Origin of the sequence: Leifsonia sp. NPDC058230, from assembly GCF_042882245.1 — a bacterium.
Lineage (GTDB): Bacteria > Actinomycetota > Actinomycetes > Actinomycetales > Microbacteriaceae > Leifsonia.
In genome coordinates, this window is the sequence record NZ_JBHVWM010000001.1 from 246,199 (window position 1) to 267,243 (window position 21,045).

General features: G+C 61.9%; 12 protein-coding genes and 1 tRNA gene. 8 read left to right on the forward strand and 5 right to left on the reverse strand.

Annotated features, from left to right (window positions below; translation table 11 throughout):
• Window positions 1–71: 71 nt before the first annotated feature.
• Complete coding sequence (locus ACFVV0_RS01345; RefSeq protein ID WP_387057291.1) at window positions 72–614, reverse strand: hypothetical protein; 543 nt, start codon at window positions 612–614, stop codon at window positions 72–74.
• Window positions 615–1,081: 467 nt separating this feature from the next.
• Between ACFVV0_RS01345 and ACFVV0_RS01350 the strand changes: the two genes are divergently transcribed.
• The gene (locus tag ACFVV0_RS01350) at window positions 1,082–1,963 is read left to right on the forward strand and encodes a hypothetical protein (protein ID WP_387057293.1); all 882 of its coding nucleotides are present in this window, start codon (window positions 1,082–1,084) and stop codon (window positions 1,961–1,963) included.
• 1,009 nt (window positions 1,964–2,972) lie between these two features.
• Here the strand turns inward: ACFVV0_RS01350 and ACFVV0_RS01355 are convergent.
• Entirely contained in the window at window positions 2,973–3,488 is a 516-nt protein-coding gene (locus tag ACFVV0_RS01355; RefSeq protein ID WP_387057295.1) for a hypothetical protein, read from the reverse strand.
• Between the two features lie 364 nt (window positions 3,489–3,852).
• A complete protein-coding gene (locus ACFVV0_RS01360) occupies window positions 3,853–4,767 on the reverse strand; it encodes a restriction endonuclease (protein ID WP_387057297.1) in 915 nt (304 codons plus the stop codon).
• A 299-nt stretch (window positions 4,768–5,066) separates the two neighbouring features.
• On the opposite strand from ACFVV0_RS01360, the gene ACFVV0_RS01365 reads away from it, so the two are divergent.
• From ACFVV0_RS01365 to ACFVV0_RS01375, 3 genes are all read left to right on the forward strand, one after another.
• On the forward strand, window positions 5,067–7,064 hold the full coding sequence (locus ACFVV0_RS01365; RefSeq protein WP_387057299.1) for a hypothetical protein: 1,998 nt from the start codon (window positions 5,067–5,069) through the stop codon (window positions 7,062–7,064).
• Window positions 7,065–7,960: 896 nt separating this feature from the next.
• On the forward strand, window positions 7,961–10,069 hold the full coding sequence (locus ACFVV0_RS01370; RefSeq protein ID WP_387057301.1) for a DUF262 domain-containing protein: 2,109 nt from the start codon (window positions 7,961–7,963) through the stop codon (window positions 10,067–10,069).
• 234 nt (window positions 10,070–10,303) lie between these two features.
• Window positions 10,304–16,720 (forward strand): DUF3320 domain-containing protein, encoded by a 6,417-nt coding sequence (locus tag ACFVV0_RS01375; protein WP_387057303.1) that lies wholly within the window; start codon window positions 10,304–10,306, stop codon window positions 16,718–16,720.
• A gap of 304 nt (window positions 16,721–17,024) precedes the next feature.
• On the opposite strand, the gene ACFVV0_RS01380 is transcribed toward ACFVV0_RS01375, so the two are convergent.
• Window positions 17,025–17,780 (reverse strand): hypothetical protein, encoded by a 756-nt coding sequence (locus ACFVV0_RS01380; protein WP_387057305.1) that lies wholly within the window; start codon window positions 17,778–17,780, stop codon window positions 17,025–17,027.
• Between the two features lie 257 nt (window positions 17,781–18,037).
• Between ACFVV0_RS01380 and ACFVV0_RS01385 the strand changes: the two genes are divergently transcribed.
• Window positions 18,038–18,445 carry a hypothetical protein gene (locus tag ACFVV0_RS01385; protein ID WP_387057307.1) on the forward strand — a complete coding sequence of 136 codons (408 nt, stop codon included), beginning with the start codon at window positions 18,038–18,040 and terminating at the stop codon, window positions 18,443–18,445.
• A gap of 61 nt (window positions 18,446–18,506) precedes the next feature.
• Window positions 18,507–18,809, forward strand: a complete 303-nt coding sequence (locus ACFVV0_RS01390; protein WP_387057309.1) for a helix-turn-helix domain-containing protein — start codon at window positions 18,507–18,509, stop codon at window positions 18,807–18,809.
• Window positions 18,810–18,841: 32 nt separating this feature from the next.
• Here ACFVV0_RS01390 and ACFVV0_RS01395 read toward each other — a convergent pair whose 3' ends face one another.
• The gene (locus tag ACFVV0_RS01395) at window positions 18,842–19,318 is read right to left on the reverse strand and encodes a GNAT family N-acetyltransferase (protein ID WP_387057311.1); all 477 of its coding nucleotides are present in this window, start codon (window positions 19,316–19,318) and stop codon (window positions 18,842–18,844) included.
• A 181-nt stretch (window positions 19,319–19,499) separates the two neighbouring features.
• Between ACFVV0_RS01395 and ACFVV0_RS01400 the strand changes: the two genes are divergently transcribed.
• Window positions 19,500–20,669, forward strand: a complete 1,170-nt coding sequence (locus ACFVV0_RS01400; RefSeq protein ID WP_387057313.1) for a tyrosine-type recombinase/integrase — start codon at window positions 19,500–19,502, stop codon at window positions 20,667–20,669.
• A 38-nt stretch (window positions 20,670–20,707) separates the two neighbouring features.
• A tRNA-Arg gene (locus ACFVV0_RS01405) sits at window positions 20,708–20,779 on the forward strand.
• The last annotated feature ends 266 nt before the right edge of the window (window positions 20,780–21,045 follow it).

The window sequence follows — 21,045 nt, forward strand, 5'->3', positions numbered from 1 at the left end:
CATGTAGATGCGTGCGGTCGAGTGCAGACGTCACGAACGAGAGGCGCTCGCTCTCCTCCGCTGCGCACCCATCACTGCAACAAGTTGGGCATCAAACCGTCGGTTCTCTCGCGCCGAACAATCGACGCGCCGCGAAGCAACCCTGCAGAAAAAATGCAAAGCATCATCGCACCGCCTATCGGCACGAGAATGTTCTGCGCGTTCTGGAGATAGTGGGCCTCTGCCGAGGTCAGCGCCACGCGCTGACCGGAGTTGACGCTGTAGTAGGCGTCTCCGACTTTTTCAACTGTCGTCCCGCGAGAAAGAACCACTGCTCCAGCGGCGAAGATAAGCACCGCGATTGTTCCCAGGAGCAAAAAGCCCAGACGGGACATACGAGAACCGCGCCAGAATCCTACAGCGAACAGTTGCCCGATGAATGCGGTGGATGCCGGCCTTGTGTCGCCCCTCACGGTGAAGTACGAGAGCGCCAACGAAAGTACGAAGAAGACACCAGCAAGGATGAGAATTCCACTGGTCACGGGCACGCTCAGCATGTCGGTGAGCAGACCGGCCAGACCGAGACCCGCCGCGACCGCATACAGAGCGATCGGGGCATAAGCGAGAATCCTCATAACTTCACCACGCCCATGTGTAGCCGACTTCCCCTCCGAGATACAGGCCCTCGCCAACACCGATACCGACTTTAGTCGTCGAGACGGAGGGATTGGGCAAACTTACCGATGACCCTGTATACCCCGCACCGATATAGCCCGCCCCGCCAGTCCACCCTGCGTCCCAACCGGTCAGGTCGGCCCGGGTACGCGCGTTTGTAGATATTGCGCTTGCTCCGATGTATATGTCACCGCCGGCGCCCAGACCAAATGTTGGGGTGAAAGGCGACACTTTGAGAGCACGTTCACATCTGTGAACGGCCACGCAAGTTGTCGCCGTGGGCACACCGTTTTCGCTGGTTGCCAAACATCTTGTCGTCGTCGTTGTCCATGCATTTTGTCGCGCCAAACAGGTGTCCGGGAGTCTCTTCGCATTGATACGCGCTCAGTCGCTATATTCGTCCTCACGACTGGCAAAAGAAGCATCCATGGAGGCAACCATCACACTCTCACTGGCGTGGATTCGGTCTGTGGGCAACACGCAGGAATTGGTCTTCGCTTCCGACAGTCGGCTCCGCGCGGGGCAGGCGTGGGACGTGGCGCCCAAAATCTTCACCTTGCCTCGGTCAGACGCGCTTATCTCTTTCGCGGGCGCGACGGACTATGCGTATCCTCTCGTGGTTCAGATGTCGCAGGCCATCGGGTTCTTCCCTGCGTCTCGCGATCGGCGCAATGACATTAGCGTCGCAAAAGGAATCGCTCTCAAGGTCTTCAATGAAATGCGCGAGAATATCCATGACCTGCCTCGTGGTCAGATGACGGCGGGAGACCCTGGCGTTCGCTTCATCTTTGGCGGCTACCAATGGCGCCAGAAGCGATTCCGGATCTGGGAACTTCACTACGACGCTTCGATCGATCGGTTCACGTTTCGTCCTGTACAGCCCTGGCACGGGGGAAACAGCGGCCGCGTGTTGGCAATGATTGGAGATGCAACCGACGAGGCCCGTGATCGTCTCGTTGAGCTCCTCCGATCACGCGGCAAGCTGCCTGGAAACGGCTTTGACATGGAACCGTTCGAAGTACTGCGCGACATGATTCGCGACAGATCGCATCCCGCCATTGGAGGCGCGCCCCAGCTCGGAAAGGTATACAGCTACATGCGTAGCCAATTGTTCGCAGTTGCGTGGCCGGACGCGACTGGAGTTCCGCATGCTCTAGGGAGGGCCGCCCTCGGGTTCGAACGATTCGATCTTCCCCTGCTGGATCCAGACGCTCCGCATCTCCACTCACGGCATGCCGCTGCGGCGTCCGACGACGATGAAGAGTTCGTGACGACGGAACTGGCGGATGAGCCATACGAGGATGACTAGCGATACACAGGGAGACACCCTTACTGCGGCAAACGAGTTCGCCGAAGACATCCTCTTGCCACGTGAGCACCGGAACAGAGTAATTGCAGCCCGTTCTGCGGCGGCTCTTGAGCAACTTGCAGACGAACTAAAGCTCGCCCCTGGCGTGCTCGCGGGACAGCGCGCTTTCCTCACCGGCGATTGGGGCGGACCGTGGGCAAGACTTCGGGCAAAGGGAGATCTCGAAGAGGCGCTGGGGAGGGTCGCTGAGCTTCGCGAGGTTACCCGTCACGCGCGATCGCTAGGCCGCTAGCTGTGTTCTCACCGCTCGGATCAGCCGTCGGAAGACTTAGTTCTCCGACCCGAGCTAAGGCCATTCCCATATCGCACCTTCATAGTGCACGTCCGTGAACTCGTAGGCGGCGGGCGTCGTCCCCTCGCCGACAAACGGCTTCGGGTGGTGCTCGAACTGTTGCAGCGTCGGGTCAACAGAGAACAAGACCGCCCCCGCTCATCCCGCCACTCAAGCCATGCGTGGCCATTCAGTTCCCCCGGTCGCGAGGCTTGCACGAAAGTCCATCGCCCGAGTCCGCGATCCTCCAATACCGCTGCCACCGCAACTGCAACGTGCTCACAAGAGGCACCGGGCCATCCGTCACGGACGAATAGTCGCTCTGTGCGGTCAGTAGCCCACATTGCGTCGATCACGTCGTCGACGGTTTCACGCACAGCGTTGAAGTCCACCGCACCACCGTAGGGCGCCGCTCAGGGAACCACATCTCACCCCGCGCGGTTGTTATCAGCAATACGGGAGCCGGTTGTCCCTTGCATGGAAGCTCCTCGCCATAGTCGATAGTGGCTGATAAGACGTCGTCCGATTGGTAACGGGCGTGACGCAAGAAGGCTCGGAGGGGTTCCCCTTGGTTCCTTGTTCTCTCGATACCTGGCGCCCGGAGTGTCGGCGACGACGGCTTTCCTATTTGCGTCCTAACCGACGGACACGGCACCGCCGGTCGCCGCTTGTAGGTGATCAGTCCGACGCATTCAAGATGGACGGCGCAACGTCACTACGGACATCGCCTGCATCGGCACGCTTGTATGGCTTTGCTTGTGAAGGCGAATCGAGCGGCCATGCTTGCCACGCGAAGATTGAGGGCCCGGCGAGCAGGGGAACGACAAGGGCCTGGATCACTGTAGTGATGAGCAAGATGAATGACGCATCACTGTGCCCTAACGCAGCCGAGAACCACCAGGCGATGGCGAGCACTAACCACAGCGCCATATTCAGGACGAAGACCCAATCGCGCCTTTCTCGCCTAATGGCAATGACGATGTAGGCAGTCAAAATGAGCGCCGCGTCCTTTAGGCCCTGGTCCGAGAGTCCAAGCCACTCGCTCCCCGAGGCAATCGAGTAGAGCGTGTAAGCCAGAAGGCCAAGGACGATGAGTGCGGCCAATGCTCGGATCCCGAACTCCCACAGCTCCAGCCGGCCCTTGGCCCTACCCCAGTAGGTTCGCTGGCGTTTTTCAATCACGAAGAAGACCATCGGCGTAATTGCTGTCAGCGTAAGGGCTTTGCCTGGGCGCGCTCGACGTGGAGCGTGGAAACGCTCCCACCAGGCTTGACGAGACGGTTGTCGCAGCCATTCTCTGGCATCAGCCTCCGAAGCCACGACGAAGGCACGTCAAGCTCTATTGCCTGGGCAATCGACCGAGGCTGCCACAACGGCGCCGAGACGTCCGATACTTCAGGGGTCTCGGCACTGATTGAGACGCGGGAGGCTTCCGGCCCCGGATGTCCTCCATGCGACGCTGGCTGGCTTAATGCGTTCGCGACAACGGCGGTTACATAGCCTTCTCATACATCTCGGGACAGGTCAGCTGGCGCGCGAGAGGCTAAGCTCTGCGGACTCAGGATTCAATGAGCGCGGGGTCGGCGAGGGCGAGCCTATCTCTGTCAGCCTGCCACGCGCGGAGCTTGCGAACGGCCTCCGCGAAGTCCAGGTGCATATGGGTGCTGGTGCCGGTGCCGGTGTTTGATCCAGCCTCCACGGAGCGCAACTCTTCCGCGAACTTTTCCGTGAGCGGGACGAGCGGATCGGCTCCGAAGCTGAGCTGAGCGGCCAGGCGATCGAACTCTTCGAGCGTGCTCTCTCCAGACTCGACAATGGCCATCAGGTCGTTCTCTCGTAAACGCGCGCTGATTGTGCCTCTGTAAGACTCGTAGAGTCGATCGGACTCCTGCGCCAGATTCACGTCAGTGGTCACATCCGCGTATTTTTTCTCGAGTCTCCTCACCGACTCCTCGGTGAGGTTCCCACGCTGTTTTACGGCGATCGCCTCGGTCTGCACCGCGAGAGTGTTTTCCTTAGTCGCGGCCACCATCGCCTTGTGCTGCGCGTGGACGATGCGGAGAAGCTCTTCAGCTCTTATAAGGATTAGTTGTAGCTCGGTCAGACTCTTGATATCCATGCCCGCTCGCTTGGCCAGCTCGCGGGCGGCGCCGTTGGCGGGATACACAAGCTCGTCGGTGTTGTATCCAAAGAGAGCAACGCCGGTCGCGTCAGCCACGTCTCGCGCGGAGGCCGTATATCCGCTGTTTGAGAAGAAGAGGGCGTGTGGCATGGTGTGGGTCGCGCCACGGAGCCGCTGGATGTCGGGAGAGCCGACTGGCTTGCTGAGGAACTTCACCTGGGCGCCGACGCCGGCCGCCACCGCGTCCAGCCCGCCATCGGCACCCGCCGCGGTCAGCCTCGCGTGAGCCCACCCGAGGCGGCGCATGTATTCAACGGCAAGTTGTTCGGCGGAATCCCACGTAGTGATCACCGTGCAACCCTAAAGGGCGGACCGATCGCGGCACGATGCTAGTAGTGCACCCAGTTCTCGGGGCATCGGCATGCTGCACGCTTGTAACGCAGCGAGAATATGCCGACCTCGCCACGCTTGTTGCTGCGGCTTATCGATGCCTCGCCTTACTGTTTCAGTGCTCGAGCGGGTTATTTTGACTGCCGAGTTTCACAACCGCACACAATCCGGCCGATCGTGTAACGAGACCCTCGTGTGGCGGTCGATCGCCAGCCGCACGTCGCGTAGTGTGATCGCACGAGCAGGTTGAGGGGAAGTCAATGGAGACCGTGCCAAGCGAATCGCCCTTCGTGTCAGGTGATGACAAGGTCCAACCTCTCTCCGGACTCGACTACCAAGCATTCTGGACGACGGAAGCGCCTTCCGGTTGGCTCGATCAGGCACTAGGTGAGTTCGCGTCCTGGGCGCGCGAGCGGCTCGGGCTGGACGTAGACCTGACCAAGAACGGTGAAGTGTCCAACACCGACCAAAGCAGACGTGTGCAAGTACTGCATCGGTCGGCTGGCCGTGACGCTGGAGTACGCCTCAGGGCCTGGAACTCCAATCAAGGGACGACATTCACAGTCACGGTCTTGGCTGTCGACGGCCCAGGCGGCGGCTGGTTGCTCTTGCAGGCGAGCTCCTCCAATCGATCCCGACGAACAGACAAACCAGCCGTAGCAGACAGAATTCTCAGTGTCGTTGACTTCACCGACGTAGGACCGCTCCGCCCAACCGCGCAGCACATTGCGGACTCCCAGATCGAAGAACTCGAAGACCTGATCAATAATCCCGACCGTAGATTCCCGGTTATCGTTGCCGCTCCTATTGACGGCGTTGATTTTGATCGATGGCTCGAGGCCGTGACGCGATGGACGCGCCTCTGTGCGGGCATTGCGCATGTTGTGTCGCTGGATCCAAACTCCGCTATGGAATTCGCGCGTCGCCACAACCGCCGCGGAGTTCAGCCCGCCACCCTGCGAACATACCCACCTGGTGCAGACCTAGCGGACCCTGCGGTAGAACAAGCAGCGCGATGGTTGACCCCGCGAGCGCTTGCCGGGCCGGAGGCGAGGGTCGCTCGCGTCATTGAGGGTTTCGTTCGTGGATACCAAATCACCCACCCTGTACCTCTGACATCGGCGGTACGGGAGTGGTCGCGAGCATTCGACCGGTTTGCAGCACAAGAGTTGAGATCCGCGGTCAGCCCCGTTTCCGCACCGCTGCAGGAGCGCGTTGCAGCGCGACAAGCCGCGCGTAAGCCTGAGCTGCAACTGAAACCAACTGCTGTACGCCCCATACAGCCGATCGTCGAGCCGCCAGAATTGCGTCCTGGTTCCGAGTCGCAGCCCAGTGAAGACGCGACCATCTCCAACTTGCGGGCACAGCTTGAAGCGAGCCAGGCTGCATTGACAAAAAGCGCGGGTCAGCTACAACAGGTACAGGAATTCCTATCGCTGCCTGATCTTGAAGAAGAATCTCTCTTGGAGCTCTTAGACGCCGCGACTCGAACCCAGCCAGACAGCGGCGCTATCGCCCAACTTCTCAGCGACAATGACGACCTGCGGACCACCGTCGAAGCGCTCGAGGACAGCCTGATCAATGAACAGGTCAACAACAGTGATCTAGTCATGGAACGCGATCGTTTAGAGGTTTACCTTAACTCGCAGGTTCGAGAGACTGCATTCCTCCGCGCCAAGGTTGCTGACATTGACCCGGCGGGTGCGTACAGCTGGGTTGACACCGGCGGGCCCTCGAATCCTCTGGGGGAATGCCCGACCGACTGGGACGCGCTGATTGCCGATTCCCGCCTTGCTGAACACGGGTTAGCGTTCACCGGCAATCCGCGCCGGACCAAGGAAGTGGCCGGTCTAGATTTAGACGGAGCGGGGCTACAGGCTGCGTGGGACTCCCTCGGAACTCTGGCGTCGTACCGTGCAGCCCGGCTTGACGGTTCATGGGATTCAAACGTTCACTCTTTCTGTGAATCAGGCCCACCAGACGCCTTCCATGTACCGCCTAATAAGCACGCACAGGACGAAACAAGCAGTACCCGGAAAGATACGCGCTTGGCAGGACATCGACTTCTCCCAGTGCCCCCGTCCGTAGATTCGTCGGGCCATGTCTATATGTGGGCGCACTTCAAGCCATACAGCTGGTCTGCTCATCAAAAGCTACGGATCCACTACTACGACCAAGTCACGACCGACAAGATGATCTACATCGGTCATATTGGCCAACACCTACCGTCAAGTTCGACCGAGAAGATCCACCGGTGAACGAGAACCTGAGCTAGGGGGAGCACCCGAAGCAGTAAACGGCGCCGCAGATCTATTCCGCGTCAGCGAGACACCGATCCATTACATGACGTGCCGGCTACCAGGCCAACGAGCGGTGCGTGGTCCATGCTGCAGAACATGTGAGCCTTTCCCGATGGTTGTGGCCAGCCTAGGCAGCCAGCTAATGCAGCCGCTCCTCCCTTGCAGGGTCGTGAGCTTGCAACCGTTCCACCTGCGGGTGCAGGGTCAAGGTCATCACCGAAGTTCCATCACTGACTATGCCTGCCTAGAGTGCCGCCGCGAGCAGATCCGAAGTGTTCGTTACGCCGATCAAATCAAGCCGTGTCGTCACCCGAGGAAGCCGTCTTCCACCATCGCCACGGCCGCCGCAGCTGCCTGCTTGAATCGGTCCTCCCGGATCGCATCCACTGGTGTGTCATAGTCCAACAGCGGGTTAGAGCCGACAAACCACATGCGGGCAACCTGCTCGCCTTCAGAAGCTGTTATCGCAAGTCATTGAGTGTGCGCGAACTGCAGGCGTCGCACCACATCATTTCTTGGTTTCGGTCCATCAGTGCGGGCCCATTTGTAGCTAATCTTCGGGTCCTTGCTGCCGGCCATCGATGCGACAAGCGACGCGCCAAGGGCCGAGTTCAAGCGACGCGTGATCTCCCGAATGCCAGTCTTCGCGGAAGTGGCGTGCGCATTGCGCGTCGTTGCACTATGTCCATTGAGCCCACCTCGAAATTATGCTAGCTTCCCGCCGCCCAGAGTCAACCGAAAATCCACGAAAAGAACACGCGGCAAGAAAACGGTCCTGCGTTCTGGGCGCGCCCGCATGGCGCGCGAGCCGGTCTTGCCCGACTATGTCGGGCCGGTGCGGAAGGATCTACCGAGTGGAGACTTTTAAGCGGACGCCGTTGCAGCTGTTCAACCTGCCTCAGCACTTCCTGATCCCGTTGTTCCAGCGTCCTTATGTCTGGAGAGAGGACGAGCAGTGGGCACCCCTCTGGAAGGATATCCGCCGCATCACGGAGCTCAGGATTGCCGACCCTGGTTCCAGTGCCACGCACTTCTTGGGCGCTGTGGTCCTGCAGTCGCACGAGGCGCAGAGCCGGCGGTTAACCACATGGAACGTCATCGACGGTCAGCAACGCCTGACGACGCTGCAGATTTTGGCCGACGCGACGTGCGCTGTCCTAACGGAGGCGGGCGAGGTGCGACTGGCCGGTCAGCTCGAGCGACTTACCCACAATGACGAGATCTACGTCGAGGAGGGCGACAGTCGACTGAAGGTCCGCCACCTGAATAAGGACCGATCCGCGTTCGACGAGGTGATGTATGCCGAGCCACCAGTCGACCATTCCGACCTGGTCCACTCCGATTCTCAGATCGTTGGGGCGCACGGCTACTTTTCAACTGTCGTGGCGCAGTGGCTAGGCCAGGCCGCGTCAAGCGACTACATACTAAAAGCTAAGGAGCTGACAACAGTCCTTCTCGATGGTCTTCAGCTCGTCTCCATTGAGCTCGAGGCAACGGAGAATTCCCAGGAGATCTTCGAGACCCTCAATGCGCGCGGAACCCCGCTGACCGCCTCAGATCTGGTGCGCAACTTCGTGTTCCAGCGTCTTGAAGCCGAGGGCGGAGATACGGCGAAGGCGTACCGAGAGGATTGGCCGTTCGAGACCAAGTTCTGGATGAAGGACGTCAGCGTCGGGCGCAACTTCGTCAGCCGCAGCTCACTGTTTATCAACCAGTGGCTTACCGCCCGAACGGGAGAGGAGGTCAGCCCTCAGTCGACGTTCACTCGGTTCAAGTCTTACGTCGAGCTGGAAAGTGACCTGTCGATGGCAGATCTGCTCCCTGAGATCAAGCTCCAGGCACAACAGTACGAGTCATGGACCGAAGCGGCTAACCACCCGAGTGGGAGCCTCAGTACAACCGAGATGGCGGTCTATCGGATGCAGGCCGGAGGCGTCGAGGTCCTCAAGCCACTACTCATCTGGCTCCACGGGCCAGGCAGGGACATTCCCGAAGAATCCATTCAACGGATCATCCGCGCCGCGGAGAGCTGGGTAGTGCGCCGGCAACTCCTTCGCCTCTCAGGCAGCGACCTCGGCCGCATCATCGCAGACGTCATCGCAGCCAACAGCGCGATACCAAAGAGCGATCTAGTCGAGCGGGTCATTGGTCACTTCGCGCGACTCAACGTTACGAGTACTTATTGGCCAGGAGACGAAGAAATCCGGCGAACCTTGACCACAGAGGCCGCGTACGCGCGCTATCCGCGCGGCCGGCTGCGCATGATTCTCGAAGCCGCGGAAGACCATTACCGCGCCGAGACCAGGCAACCGCAGATCGAGCGCAAGGGCTACCCGATCGAGCACCTCCTTCCTCGAAGCTGGAAGGAGACTTGGCCCGTATCGTCCCCCGACGAGGCCGAAACCCGGCAGGAACACGTCAATCGCATTGGGAATCTGACACTCCTCACCGACGCCCTCAATTCAAAGGTCTCCAACGGCCCCTGGCGTGCAAAGCGATCCGCGTTGCAGGACCACAACACGATTACCCTCACTGGGCGTGTCATCAAGCGCACTGAGCAGCACGACTGGGACGAGCAGCTCATCGATGAGCGAACCCAAGACTTGATCGACGTTCTGCTCCGCGTCTGGCCGGTCCCCGAGGGTCACCATGGGAAGGTCGTCGATCCGCAGACCAAGGCCGGAGACTGGGTCGAGCTGAAGCACCTAATGGAAGCTGGTCTTCTCAGCGCAGGCGACAAGCTCCTGGCGACGCACCGCGACTACAAGGGCAAAGAAGCGACCGTGACAGGTGACGGCGCCATCGAACTAGACGGCAAGCGCTACACGTCACCGTCCGCCGCCGGCCGCGCCCTTCGGCAACGTGCGACAAACGGCTGGTACTTCTGGGCGGTGGCGGACGGCCGCAGACTTCGGGACGTGCGGACAGAGTTCCAGAACTCCATGCCAGCAGACGAGAGCTGATCGTTCATCCGCATAGCGCGCCAGGAAGTTCGGTGCGGCGGCGCGTTGCCGGTGTCACGGGCGGCCAAATGAACCGACCACCGACCGGCTCACGCAATCGGCACCTAAGCCAGCGACCCCTTCGCCCCGGTTGGCCGAACGCCGGCGACGATAAGCTCGCGACCAAGAAGCACAAGATCTCCTCACGGATGGGATTGGCTTCCGGGAGCGAGGAGTGCAATGTCGGAGTTAGACATGCGGGGCCACATCGAGGAGGCGCTGAGCGCCCTAGCGGACGGCCTTGAGCCCGTGGTCGCCGGGCGCTTGCATGAACTTGTGCCCACTATCGCCGACTGGACCGAGATCGTCGAGCACAAGGACCGGCAGGCAGGGCGGACGCATGAACGGTACAACCGACGTGACCTTTCGCTGATTCTCCGTGTCTTCACTGAGCCATTCGGATCTCTCGGTTACCCGTTTGCGGGTCAGCTCGACCGCCAGGCGCAGAATTGGGCGAGCGAGCTTCGCACTGTCCGCAACAAATGGGCCCATCGTGAAGACTTCACCACCGCTGAGACATATCGAGCGCTCGATTCCGCCGAAATGCTGCTGCGAGCTCTTGGCGCCGGTCCCTTCGCTGACCGGATCCATGGCCTCAAGGTCGCCGTACTTGCAGACATGGCGGCCGAATCGGCCGCTCTTGCTCCCTCTGCCGCGCCCTCGGTGTCCGCAGCCGGTTCAGACTCCGGCGACACCATCGCAAGCATCTCGCACCGAGCGTCCACCCTTGCCGAGGCCGAGCGCTCCGATCTCGGCGGCACCGCGTCAATTACGGTGAGCGCTCTTCCCGACCTAAGTTACGTACACGCACGCAACGCCATACCAGTCGTAGACGAAGTAGTCATCGACTACCAGGGCGTCGAGCTGCGTGGCGCATCGGTCGAAGTCGCTGCCATTTGCGGCATTGGACCTCTCGGCGACCCGAGGGTCGTCATCGTCGACCTTGATGGAGTCACTCCCACCTCTCTTCGCAACGCCGATCTCCTGCTCGACCCAGCCCGCATGCTCGCGGTCGAGCACCCGACCCAGGGCGTGGTGCAAGTGACTCTCCGCGACCCAGACGGTACGGTGCTCGGCTCGTGCGACACCAACGTGACCGTTCTCGCCGCAAGCGAATGGCGCTCCAAGCCACTGCAGCTCAGCCTCGAGCTTCTCGCTTCCTTCGTGCAGCCGAATTCCGCAGCGATTGCACCGCTCCTGGTCGAAGCCTCCGAGCGATTGGAAGGCACAACGGGAAATCCGGCGCTCGATGGCTATCAGCAGGGCAGCCGCGAGCGGGTGGATGCCATAGTCGAGGCGATCTACGAGAGCATGAGGGCGCGCGACATCCGCTACACCGAGCCGTCGGCCAGCTGGGGTCTCGAGGGCCAGAAAGTTCGCACGCCCGCTGAGGTGCTCGACGGACGCCTGGGCACCAGCCTCGACACCACGCTGGCCTTGGCAGCCGCTCTCGAGGAAGCGGGCATTAACTCGACGCTGTGGCTGCTCAAGAACCACATCTTCCTCGGGTATTGGCGAGAGGATGCGAGCCTCGATGGGCCAGCCGAGTTGGATGCGGCTGAGGCGGTCAACTACGTCGGCATGGGTCAGATCGAAGTCGTCGAAACCACATTCCTCACCGGGGGCGGCGACTCGAAGCCCTTTTCGCAAGCACGCCGTCACCACCACCTCACAACGCTCGCGGCCGATGTCTCGGGCGTCGTAGGAATCACCGACATCATGCAAGCGCGTTTAGCGCGCATCTTCCCCCTGCCGAGTCGTACGGTTACCGACTCGGGCGAAGTGAAGATCGTCGAGTACGCCGTGGCGCCGACCCCCGAAGCACTTCACTACGCACCATCTGACACGGCCGTCACCGGAGGTGCCGCTCGCACTCTCCCGCCCCGTGTCGCCCTATGGAAGAACGCGTTGCTGGACTTGAGCCTGAGGAACAGGCTCATCAACTACGGCGAGAAATCCGGTTACCCGCTCGCCGTCCCGCAGCCGTCCCTTGCCGCGTTCGAAGACATGGTCAACAACGGAACGACAGTGACCCTCGTGCCGAACGATCGCATCCCGACCATCGAGAGCACCCGCGGTGTCCGGTCGGGCCAAGAGTTACCCGAGGCAGTACGCGCCGGAATGCTTTCCGAACGCAAGCAGGTCTTCGTCGGCACCACAGAGGCCACCTACACCGCCCGGCTGCGAGCACTCGCCTTCAAGGCCCGAACGATCACCGAGGAGACGGGCGCCAACAACCTCTACCTGGCGTTCGGGATGCTCCGGTGGATCTTCAACGACCGCGAATTGCGCTCTCCCCTCGTCCTGGTCCCGGTGTCGTTGGAGGCTGCGGGCGGCGGCAAGACGTTCCGCTTCAGCATCGACGAAGCGGGAGAATCGACACCCAACTACTGCCTCCTGGAGAAGTTGCGGCTGAGCTTCGGGCTGGACATTCCGGGGCTCGCCAACCCTGCACGGGATGAATCCGGAATTGATCTCGCCGCAGCCTTCACAGCGACGCGTCGCGCGCTCGCCTCGGCGCATCTCCCCTTTACGGTCGAGGACACCGTGGACCTCTCGATCCTGCAATTCGCGAAATACCGGCTCTGGAAGGATCTCGACGAGAACTGGGAAGAACTGGCGAGCAACTCTCTAGTCAACCACCTGATCCACACGCCGTCCGCCGAATTCGTCGACCCCCTCCCGGCGCCCGCCAACATCGACCTTGACGCGCTCAACAATGCGGTGCCTGTGCCGGCCGACTCGTCTCAGCTGGAGGCGGTAGCCGAGGCAAGCGCTCGGCGCACGTTCGTTCTCGAGGGTCCGCCCGGTACGGGCAAATCCCAGACCATCACCAACTTGCTGGCTAACGCCGTTGCGGAAGGTAAGCGTGTTCTGTTCGTGGCGGAGAAGCGCGCGGCTCTCGACGTCGTAAAGGATCGTCTGGCCTCGGTAGGATTGGGACCTTTCGCCCTCGACCTACATGACAAGGGCGCGCGACCAACCGCTGTCCGCACACAGATCCGCGCTGCGATCGACGCGACCGCGCGTCCGGATGCGGCCGCCCTCAAAGCTGACACCGAGACCGCGGCGGTCAGCCGCGGGTCGCTGAAGCGGTACGCACAGCGGCTGCACGAGCCGAACGCCGCCGGGTTGTCCCTCTATTCGGCTCGAGTACAGCTGCTCGCTTCCGCCGAGGACGTCGAAGCTCTCACCATCCCGGAGAGTCTCGTTACTACTGGGACGGAAGACGACTTCCACTACCTCCGCAACCTGCTCCGTAGTCTGCCGGAGACCGCTGACCTCGCCCACCCGTCGCCGACGCATCCGTGGGGTTTTGTGGCAGTGCCGAGGGACGCCGAGCTCGAAACCCGGGCAATTCACTCGGCGGCTCGAGAATTCGATTCCGACCTTGCCGATGTGGTCGATCGTGCGGCCGATCTGAATCTTCTCGCCCTGATGTCCACCCCGGCTCGGCTCGATCAGTGGGCGACGGTCGCGACTGCGCCACGGCACCCTCTGGAGGCGGTCGACACCGTTCACGCGCGCGCCCTGTCCGGTGAGGTGCCGGCCCTGCAGGAGCGGCTGAACGCCAGCAACGTCGATCGCTCGTGGTTCGCCACGCTGGCGCCCGAGGTTCTCGACCGCGACGTCCAAGCCGTACATCGCGCCGCGATCCAAGCCGACGCGTCGGGCTTCTTCGGTCGTCGGAAGCGGCAGCGTGCCGCGCTCGCCTCATTCGGGCCGGCTTTGCGTGTCGAACCCCGTTCCTTCCCTGCACGGGAGGTGACGCCTTTGGCCGCCGAGGTCGTCCGGGCATCCGAGGAGATCATTGCTCTCCGGTTAGCGCTTCACAGCCTCCCGCTCGATCTCGCGCCCGCCGACTGGAACCCCTATCTCCGTGATGGCGTGGAGCCGGTCAAACGCCGCCTGGGATGGGGGGTGTGGTTGGGTTCGTCGCTGGCATCGACCGACAACGATCCGACCCTGCGGGCGGCCCTTCGCACCTACTACGCGGCGAGCAGGCCGGACGCCGAGCTCGCTGACGCGCTCACCCGACTTGCGAGTGCCTGGCGTGCACTAGCGTCGGCAAGCCGAGTCGCCGAGCCGAGTGGAGATGGCGCGGACGCCATGACAGGGTGGGCCTCGGGCGACGGGTTCCTATCGGCTTGGAGATCAAGCTCCGGGGGCCGCAACCTCGGGACGTCCGAGCCTGTCACGCTCGATCGGTGGGTCTCCTTCCGGCGTCATCTCGAACCGCTCACCCGGTTCGACATGGCGGACGCCCACGGGTCGCTCCTGACAGGGGCGATCCCGGCAGACCTGGCTTCGATCGCCTTCGACAAGGGCATCGCGCAGGTGTCGATCCAGGAGCGCGCCGATTCACAGGCCATGTCGGCCTTCGACGTATCAACGCACAACCGTACGATCGAGCGCTTCACGTCGAGCGCCGCCGCCATCCGTAACGAATTGCCCCGATGGATTCCTGCTGAGATCATCGCCAAGCGGCGCGTCGACCCCTCCTACGAGGGCGGCATGATGGGAGAGCTCAAGCGACAACTCGCCAGGCAGCGGGGCGGAATGAGCGTACGCGCCCTGTTCGAGAACTACGGCGAGCTCATCACCCAAATTGCGCCCTGCGTCCTGATGAGCCCCGAATCGGTCGCTCGCTTCCTCCCCGCGAAGGCGAAGATGTTCGACATCGTCGTCTTTGACGAGGCGTCGCAGATTCGTGTCGCGGACGCGGTAGGGGCGATGGGTCGTGCCGCCTCTGTCATCGTCGTCGGAGACAGCAAGCAGATGCCGCCGACGAGTTTCGCCGAGGTCATCAACGATGTCGAATCGGACGCATCGCCCGTCGCCACCGCCGTGGCCGATGAGGAGTCGATTCTTACGGAGTGTGTGCAGGCGCGCGTTCCGCGCAAGTGGCTCTCCTGGCATTACCGCAGTCAGGACGAGGCGCTGATCTCCTTCAGCAATCACGCCTACTACGACAGCCGACTCTCATCCTTCCCAGCCCCCTGGCAGGCGAATGAAACTGGGATTGAGCGCGATCACGGCGTCTCTCTCGTGAGGGTTGCTGGGCACTTCAATCGGTCCGGCCGCGGCCGAGATCTCCGAACCAACGCCGTGGAGGCGGAAGCGATCGTCAGGGAAGTCGTCCAGCGATTCCAACTCTCTCCGGAGGCAACGCCGTCGCTGGGTATCATCACCTTCAACGCGCAGCAGCGCACACTGATCGAGACTCTGCTGCGAGAAGTTCCTGACGACAGAATCGCCCGTGCCCTCGATGAGCGCGACGGCCTCTTTGTGAAGAACCTTGAGAACGTGCAGGGTGACGAACGGGACACCATCCTGTTCTCCGTGGCCTTCAGCGCGAACGAACGAGGCGTGATCCCACTCAACTTCGGGCCGCTGTCCCGTGCTGGTGGTGAGCGGAGGCTCAATGTCGCCATCACCCGCGCTCGACGTCAAGTGATCCTGTTCGTCAGCTTCGACCCCTCGGAGTTGCGTGCCGAGGAGACCTCCTCGATCGGCATCAAGCATCTGAAGGGCTATCTCGAACTCGCCGCCTCCGGAGTGGAATCCGTCACGGACAGCGCGCAGCGTGAGCGGCTGATCGATCGACACAGGGACGAGATCGCTGACGAACTGCGGTTCCGCGGATATGCGGTGCAAACCGACATCGGTCTCTCAGATTTTCGGGTGGACATCTCCGTCGCGGATACGGACGAGCCGGGCCGGCCCCTCGTCGCGGTCCTGCTCGACGGCGAGAGCTGGCGGGCACGTCGCACGGTCGCGGACCGAGACGGCCTGCCTGTTGACGTGCTGAAAGGCCTGATGAAGTGGCCAGACGTCCAGCGGGTGTGGCTGCCCGAATGGCTCCAGCAGCGCGAGCAGACACTGGATCGGCTCGCAGCTGCCGTTGGCGAGGTACGTGAACGCCTGGAGCAGCAGACGCCCGAACAGGCAGACATGGCCCTAGCGGCCACACCGACGAACCCGTCGCTGCCGTATCCTTCCGAAGCTCCCACCATGCTCCGCTCCGCCCCACCGTCGTCGGATCTCCGGCATCCCCACCTTCGCGTGTACATCGAGTGGCAGCCGCGCCGGTCTGGGACGACCGACACCCTGGATCGCTTGCCGAGCAGCGTCGAAACGGAGAAGGTGCGCGGCGTGCTGCGTGAAATCGTGCAGAAGGAGGGCCCGATCCACAAGATGAGGTTAGCCCGGCTGGCGGCGGAATCGTTCGGTCTTCATCGTGTCGCCGCAGCGCGGGCGGACGCCATCCTGCGCTGCCTCCCCCTCGAATTCCAGCGCACCACAGACACGTCCTGCGCCTGGCCGATCGACATCGACCCGGCAACCTGGCGAGAGGTCCGGCGCAGTCAACCAGGTGACGGACGCAACGTCGATCACGTTCCGCTCGAGGAGATCGCGAATGCGATGGCCGTGGTCGCAGAACTGGGTGGCGGCATGAGCGAGGAGGAGCTGAAGCGACAGGCGCTCGCACTGTTCGGAGCCAAGCGACTCACCGAAGGCGTCGCATCGCGTCTGGATGCGGGCCTCCGGCGAGGGCTCGACACCGGGCGGATCGAACGCGATGGTCGAGGGCTAATTCGAGCGGTGTGATCTCGGGCCGATGCTGAGTTAGGGAGCATCGCCGAATCGCTCGTCGTCCTCCGCGTCCTCGCCCCGATCACCAAGCATGCCGCTCTCGCGTGCCAGTTGCGCGGCCTGCCGCACCGAGACAAACTCATCGTCGGCGATCGCGTCAGCCGGCCGTTGGCCCTCTAGCACGTTGATCGTCTGAGCCAGTCGCCGACGAAGTCGTCGGGATAGCGAAACGCAAGCATTCGGTTGGCCTGGTAGGCGATCCGGACCCGAACAGCCTGCTGAGCATCCGGACCCGGTCGCCGGGTTCTTACCAGGTTTACTACCCGACGGGCCCATCATCCGACGGCGCTGCCGGCGGAGACGGGTGTTGCTTTGCAAGCTCTGCAATCCGGGCGTTCAGGACATCCCACTCTGGGCAATCACACTTGCGGTATTCACCGCGCGTAATGCTGTCGGGCATCTTGCGGTGAAGCTGGGACGTCACCCTTCTCTGGCGCAGCTCGTGAAGAGCATTACGGCCGGACATCCAGATGCGCACGCTGGGATGCGTGAGCCATTGGCCCGTGGCCCAAATCGAAATCGAACTTTCTACACGCCGCACACGTCGCTCGTACTTCTCGTTTGCCCTGTCCCAATCCTTGTCGTTCCACACGCCGCGTTCCCGAAGCTCGTGCATCCAGGTGTGGAGGGCGTGGTATTCGCGTTGCAGAACGAAGTGCCAGTTGTATAGCCATTGCCTAGCCCACCTGCTGCGGCGCGGCTGGAGCATCATCAGGTCGACGGATTCTAAGACTGCCCAATTGATGGTGTGCATGTCGTAACGCTGCGGCTTGTACCCGCTGGGCGGGACCAGGCGAGCAAACGGCTCGGCAGCCCCATCCGTGGGTACCCATTCGTCACCCAACCCGAAGACCCGCTGAAGCTTTTCCCTCGCCCAAGATTGCCTGGCATCCAGAGCACGGTCATTTCGGCTGAAGACTCGCTGGATGATGGGGCCCACAATCGCGCCGATCACACCGGAGAGCGCACCAACGACGATGACGACCCAAATCGGATTCGCTGCGTCTTGGGTCATGATAGAAGCGTAGGGGCTCTTCGGCCGCGCCCTACCGATAAGGTGCCGAACTCCGAGCGATCTGCACACCAACGCCTGCCTTACCGAAATATGCGCGAAGCACGTCCGACAGCGCAGTCTCGGCCTCAGGCGGCAACGCGGGACCCACAACTACCTCTCGAATCGCGTTTATCGGCAGCTCGACTTCCGGAGGCGCTGGGTAGCTGCGTGCTGCGATCTAATGCTCGTTCGTTGACCGACGTGCCGTGATCCGTCCCATGGCAAAGAGTCTCGACGAACTCAAGAACCAGGTTGCTGACCGCCAACGGGACGTAGAAGCTGCAGGCGCTGCCGTAATTCAAGGTGCCCGCAAACGCGAAGAGGGATTGGGATCTGAGATGGCCAGCTTTCTTCGCGACCAGGCGCGTGCGGCGGTCGTCGGCATGGGCACCGAAGCCCCGTCGCCCAACAACGTTCGAATCTTGCATGCCGAAACGCTGAGGTCGGGCAGCAGCTCACACCGCAAGTTCTTCTGCGGAGTATCGCGCATTGCGCTGGCCCTATTCGAATCCACGGTCGTCGCTCGCGCCAATTACCAGCCAGATGTCGCGCTGATCCGCCATATTTGGAGCATTGTTGGACCGCGTAGAAATGTCGACCTCCGCGCGGTGAGAGAGCGCTTTTGACAGTTATAGACTGCACGGAACAATTGATTGACAGGCAATCGCGACACTTTTGGGAGCGAGAATGGTCACTCGGCAGTCACCGGCCCGAGCACGCGCGCTCCGCGAGTTCGGTGCCAACATCGAGCGCTGGCGAAAGCTTCAGGGTCTCAGCGCTATGCAGCTTGCCAACCGCGCGCACGTCACCCGCGACACGCTGCGGGCTCTAGAGCACGGTGCTGGCTCACCACGCCTCGACTCCGTACTTGCCGTTCTGACGTCTCTCGGAATTGTGAACTCCGTCGTCAAGAGCGCGGACCCGTGGAATTCGAATGCCGGTCGCGCGTTGATGGAAGAACAGCTAGGTATGCGCCATCAGCCCGAGTGATTAGTGAGCCTCGCCCAACGTAGCGGACATGCTTATTGCGCCGCATGGTGGTGGACAAACAGCGGCACGAACATCGTGTCCCCGTCCAGCCTTGAGTACTCCCGCCACGACACGGTTCGCCAGAAACGCACCTCATCCCCGAACGCGTACAGGTCCCGTCCCGCATAGCGATCCTTAAGCAGTTGCAGCGCTCGCGTGCCGATGCCACGCCCTCGTTGGTCTGCTCGCACCTCGAATCGAAACACCTCCACCGGTTCTTTCAGTGGCGCCAAACCCTCGTAGTGAAAGCTGTAGAGTTCGGCCTCGGGGTCGGTTAGCACTCGCGCGACCTCGACATCGTCCTCGAGCGCGATGAAGCAGTGCCTGGAGCTGTTGTCGATGTAGTCCCATTCCGCGTCCCACCAATCCGCGGTGAAACCTGGGGAAGCACCATTGAATGGTGACCGCGTGCGGCCACTCGCCGGCAGCTCCGATAGGGTGATCGCCGCCTGGGCGTCTCGTGGTTTCACCAGCCCAGGCTAGAGGAAGCATTGCTCCGTCTGTGATCACTACGGCCGCGCCTCATCCGCAGGCAATGGACGTGCCCACGGTCGACATGGCCGGGACTAGCTCAGACGACGACTGGCGTGGGTCAGTACCCGCTGCGACGCCCGCAAGCGCACACTCTGGTTGTCGGAGAAGAATCGCATCATGGGCAGCATCAGCGCTTACGAGTCCGCCAGGGGTCGCCGGTACCGCGGCCGGTGGCGAGACGAAGCCGGACGCCAGCACGAAAGGCGCGGATTTCGAACCAAGCGAGAGGCCCGCGCGTACATTAGTGAGATCGAAATTGCGATGTCCGGAGGCAGAAGTGCCCTTCCGCGGGAAGCGCGCATAACAGTCGACGGTCTTGCGGCGGATTGGCTCGCCAACAAGCAGCAAGCTCTGAAGCCGTCCAGCTTTGCTCCACTGATGACCGCTTGGAGGGTATACGTAGCACCCCGTTGGGCCACAACAGCTATCGGAGCCATCCGGCCCTCGGCTGTGGAGAAGTGGATTCGCGAGTTGGGGCAGGGCGCGGCTATCACCGATCGCGTTCGCCAGAGCTACGCGGGGAAGCCCCGGTCGGCGAGCGTCGTATTTCGCGCAGTCGGAGTCCTCGCTGGGATCATTGACGTAGCGGTTCGCGACGGTCGGATCCGATCAAATCCAGCGCGCGGAGTTTCAAATATGCCGCGACGAGATGTTGCGGCCAGGCGGCCATATCTCACGGATGATGAGGTCTTTCGCTTCGCGCGCTGCGCTCCGGACAGCATGAGAAGCACCCTGATCCTCACCCTTGCATACACAGGCATACGGTGGGGTGAGGCCGTCGCACTCAGGGTGGGAGATGTCGACATCCCTCAACGCAGATTGCGGGTCAGCCGCACGGCCACGGAGGTGAGCGGGAAGATCCATATCGGCGCACCGAAGAGCTGGCAGGCTCGTACGGTGCCCTTCCCAGCCTTTCTCGACTCGCGCATCGAAGAGCTGGCAGCAAACATGGATCCGTCCGACTTGATTTTCCCTAGTTCAACTGGCGGGTTCTTGCATCGTCCGGACACTGCGCAGAACCGACAGTCATGGTGGTTAACGGCCTTGAACGACGCCGGGGTTCAGCACTTGACACCCCACGCACTGAAGCACACCGCCGCAAGTTTGGCGGTCAGCGCCGGCGCGAACGTGAAGGCACTGCAACGAATACTCGGCCACAAGTCGGCTGCCATGACGCTCGACACCTATGCCGACTTGTTCGAAGACGACCTCAGCGACGTCGCAGATCGTCTAAACAAGCGAGTTCTAGCGAACGTCAGGCTCGAGCGGCGGGGCGGCTACGAGTAGGAGCAGATGCCCGGCTCATCGATATACTCGGGGAGCCAGCCTCTGTAGCTCAATGGAAGAGCAGTTCCGTCCTAAGGAAATGGTTGGGGGTTCGAGTCCCTTCAGGGGCACACAAGATCCGTGTCGGGATCAGTTCGATAGCTATACCTGGGCCACAACTCGAGTTCGTGACATGGCTTATGGCCGCTGCCCGGGCATTCGTCAGTGCCGGCTGAGCCAGCCCTCGTTCATGCGTCGTCGCTGCCGGAGCCGGTTCTACTGCGGCAGAGCTCTGAGACGAGACCTGGAGCATCGCGGCCGCATCCGTAATCTTCGGTGCGGCCTCCGCGCTGTATCGGGCCCGCGACGACCATGAATATGTCGCGGTGCTGGATCC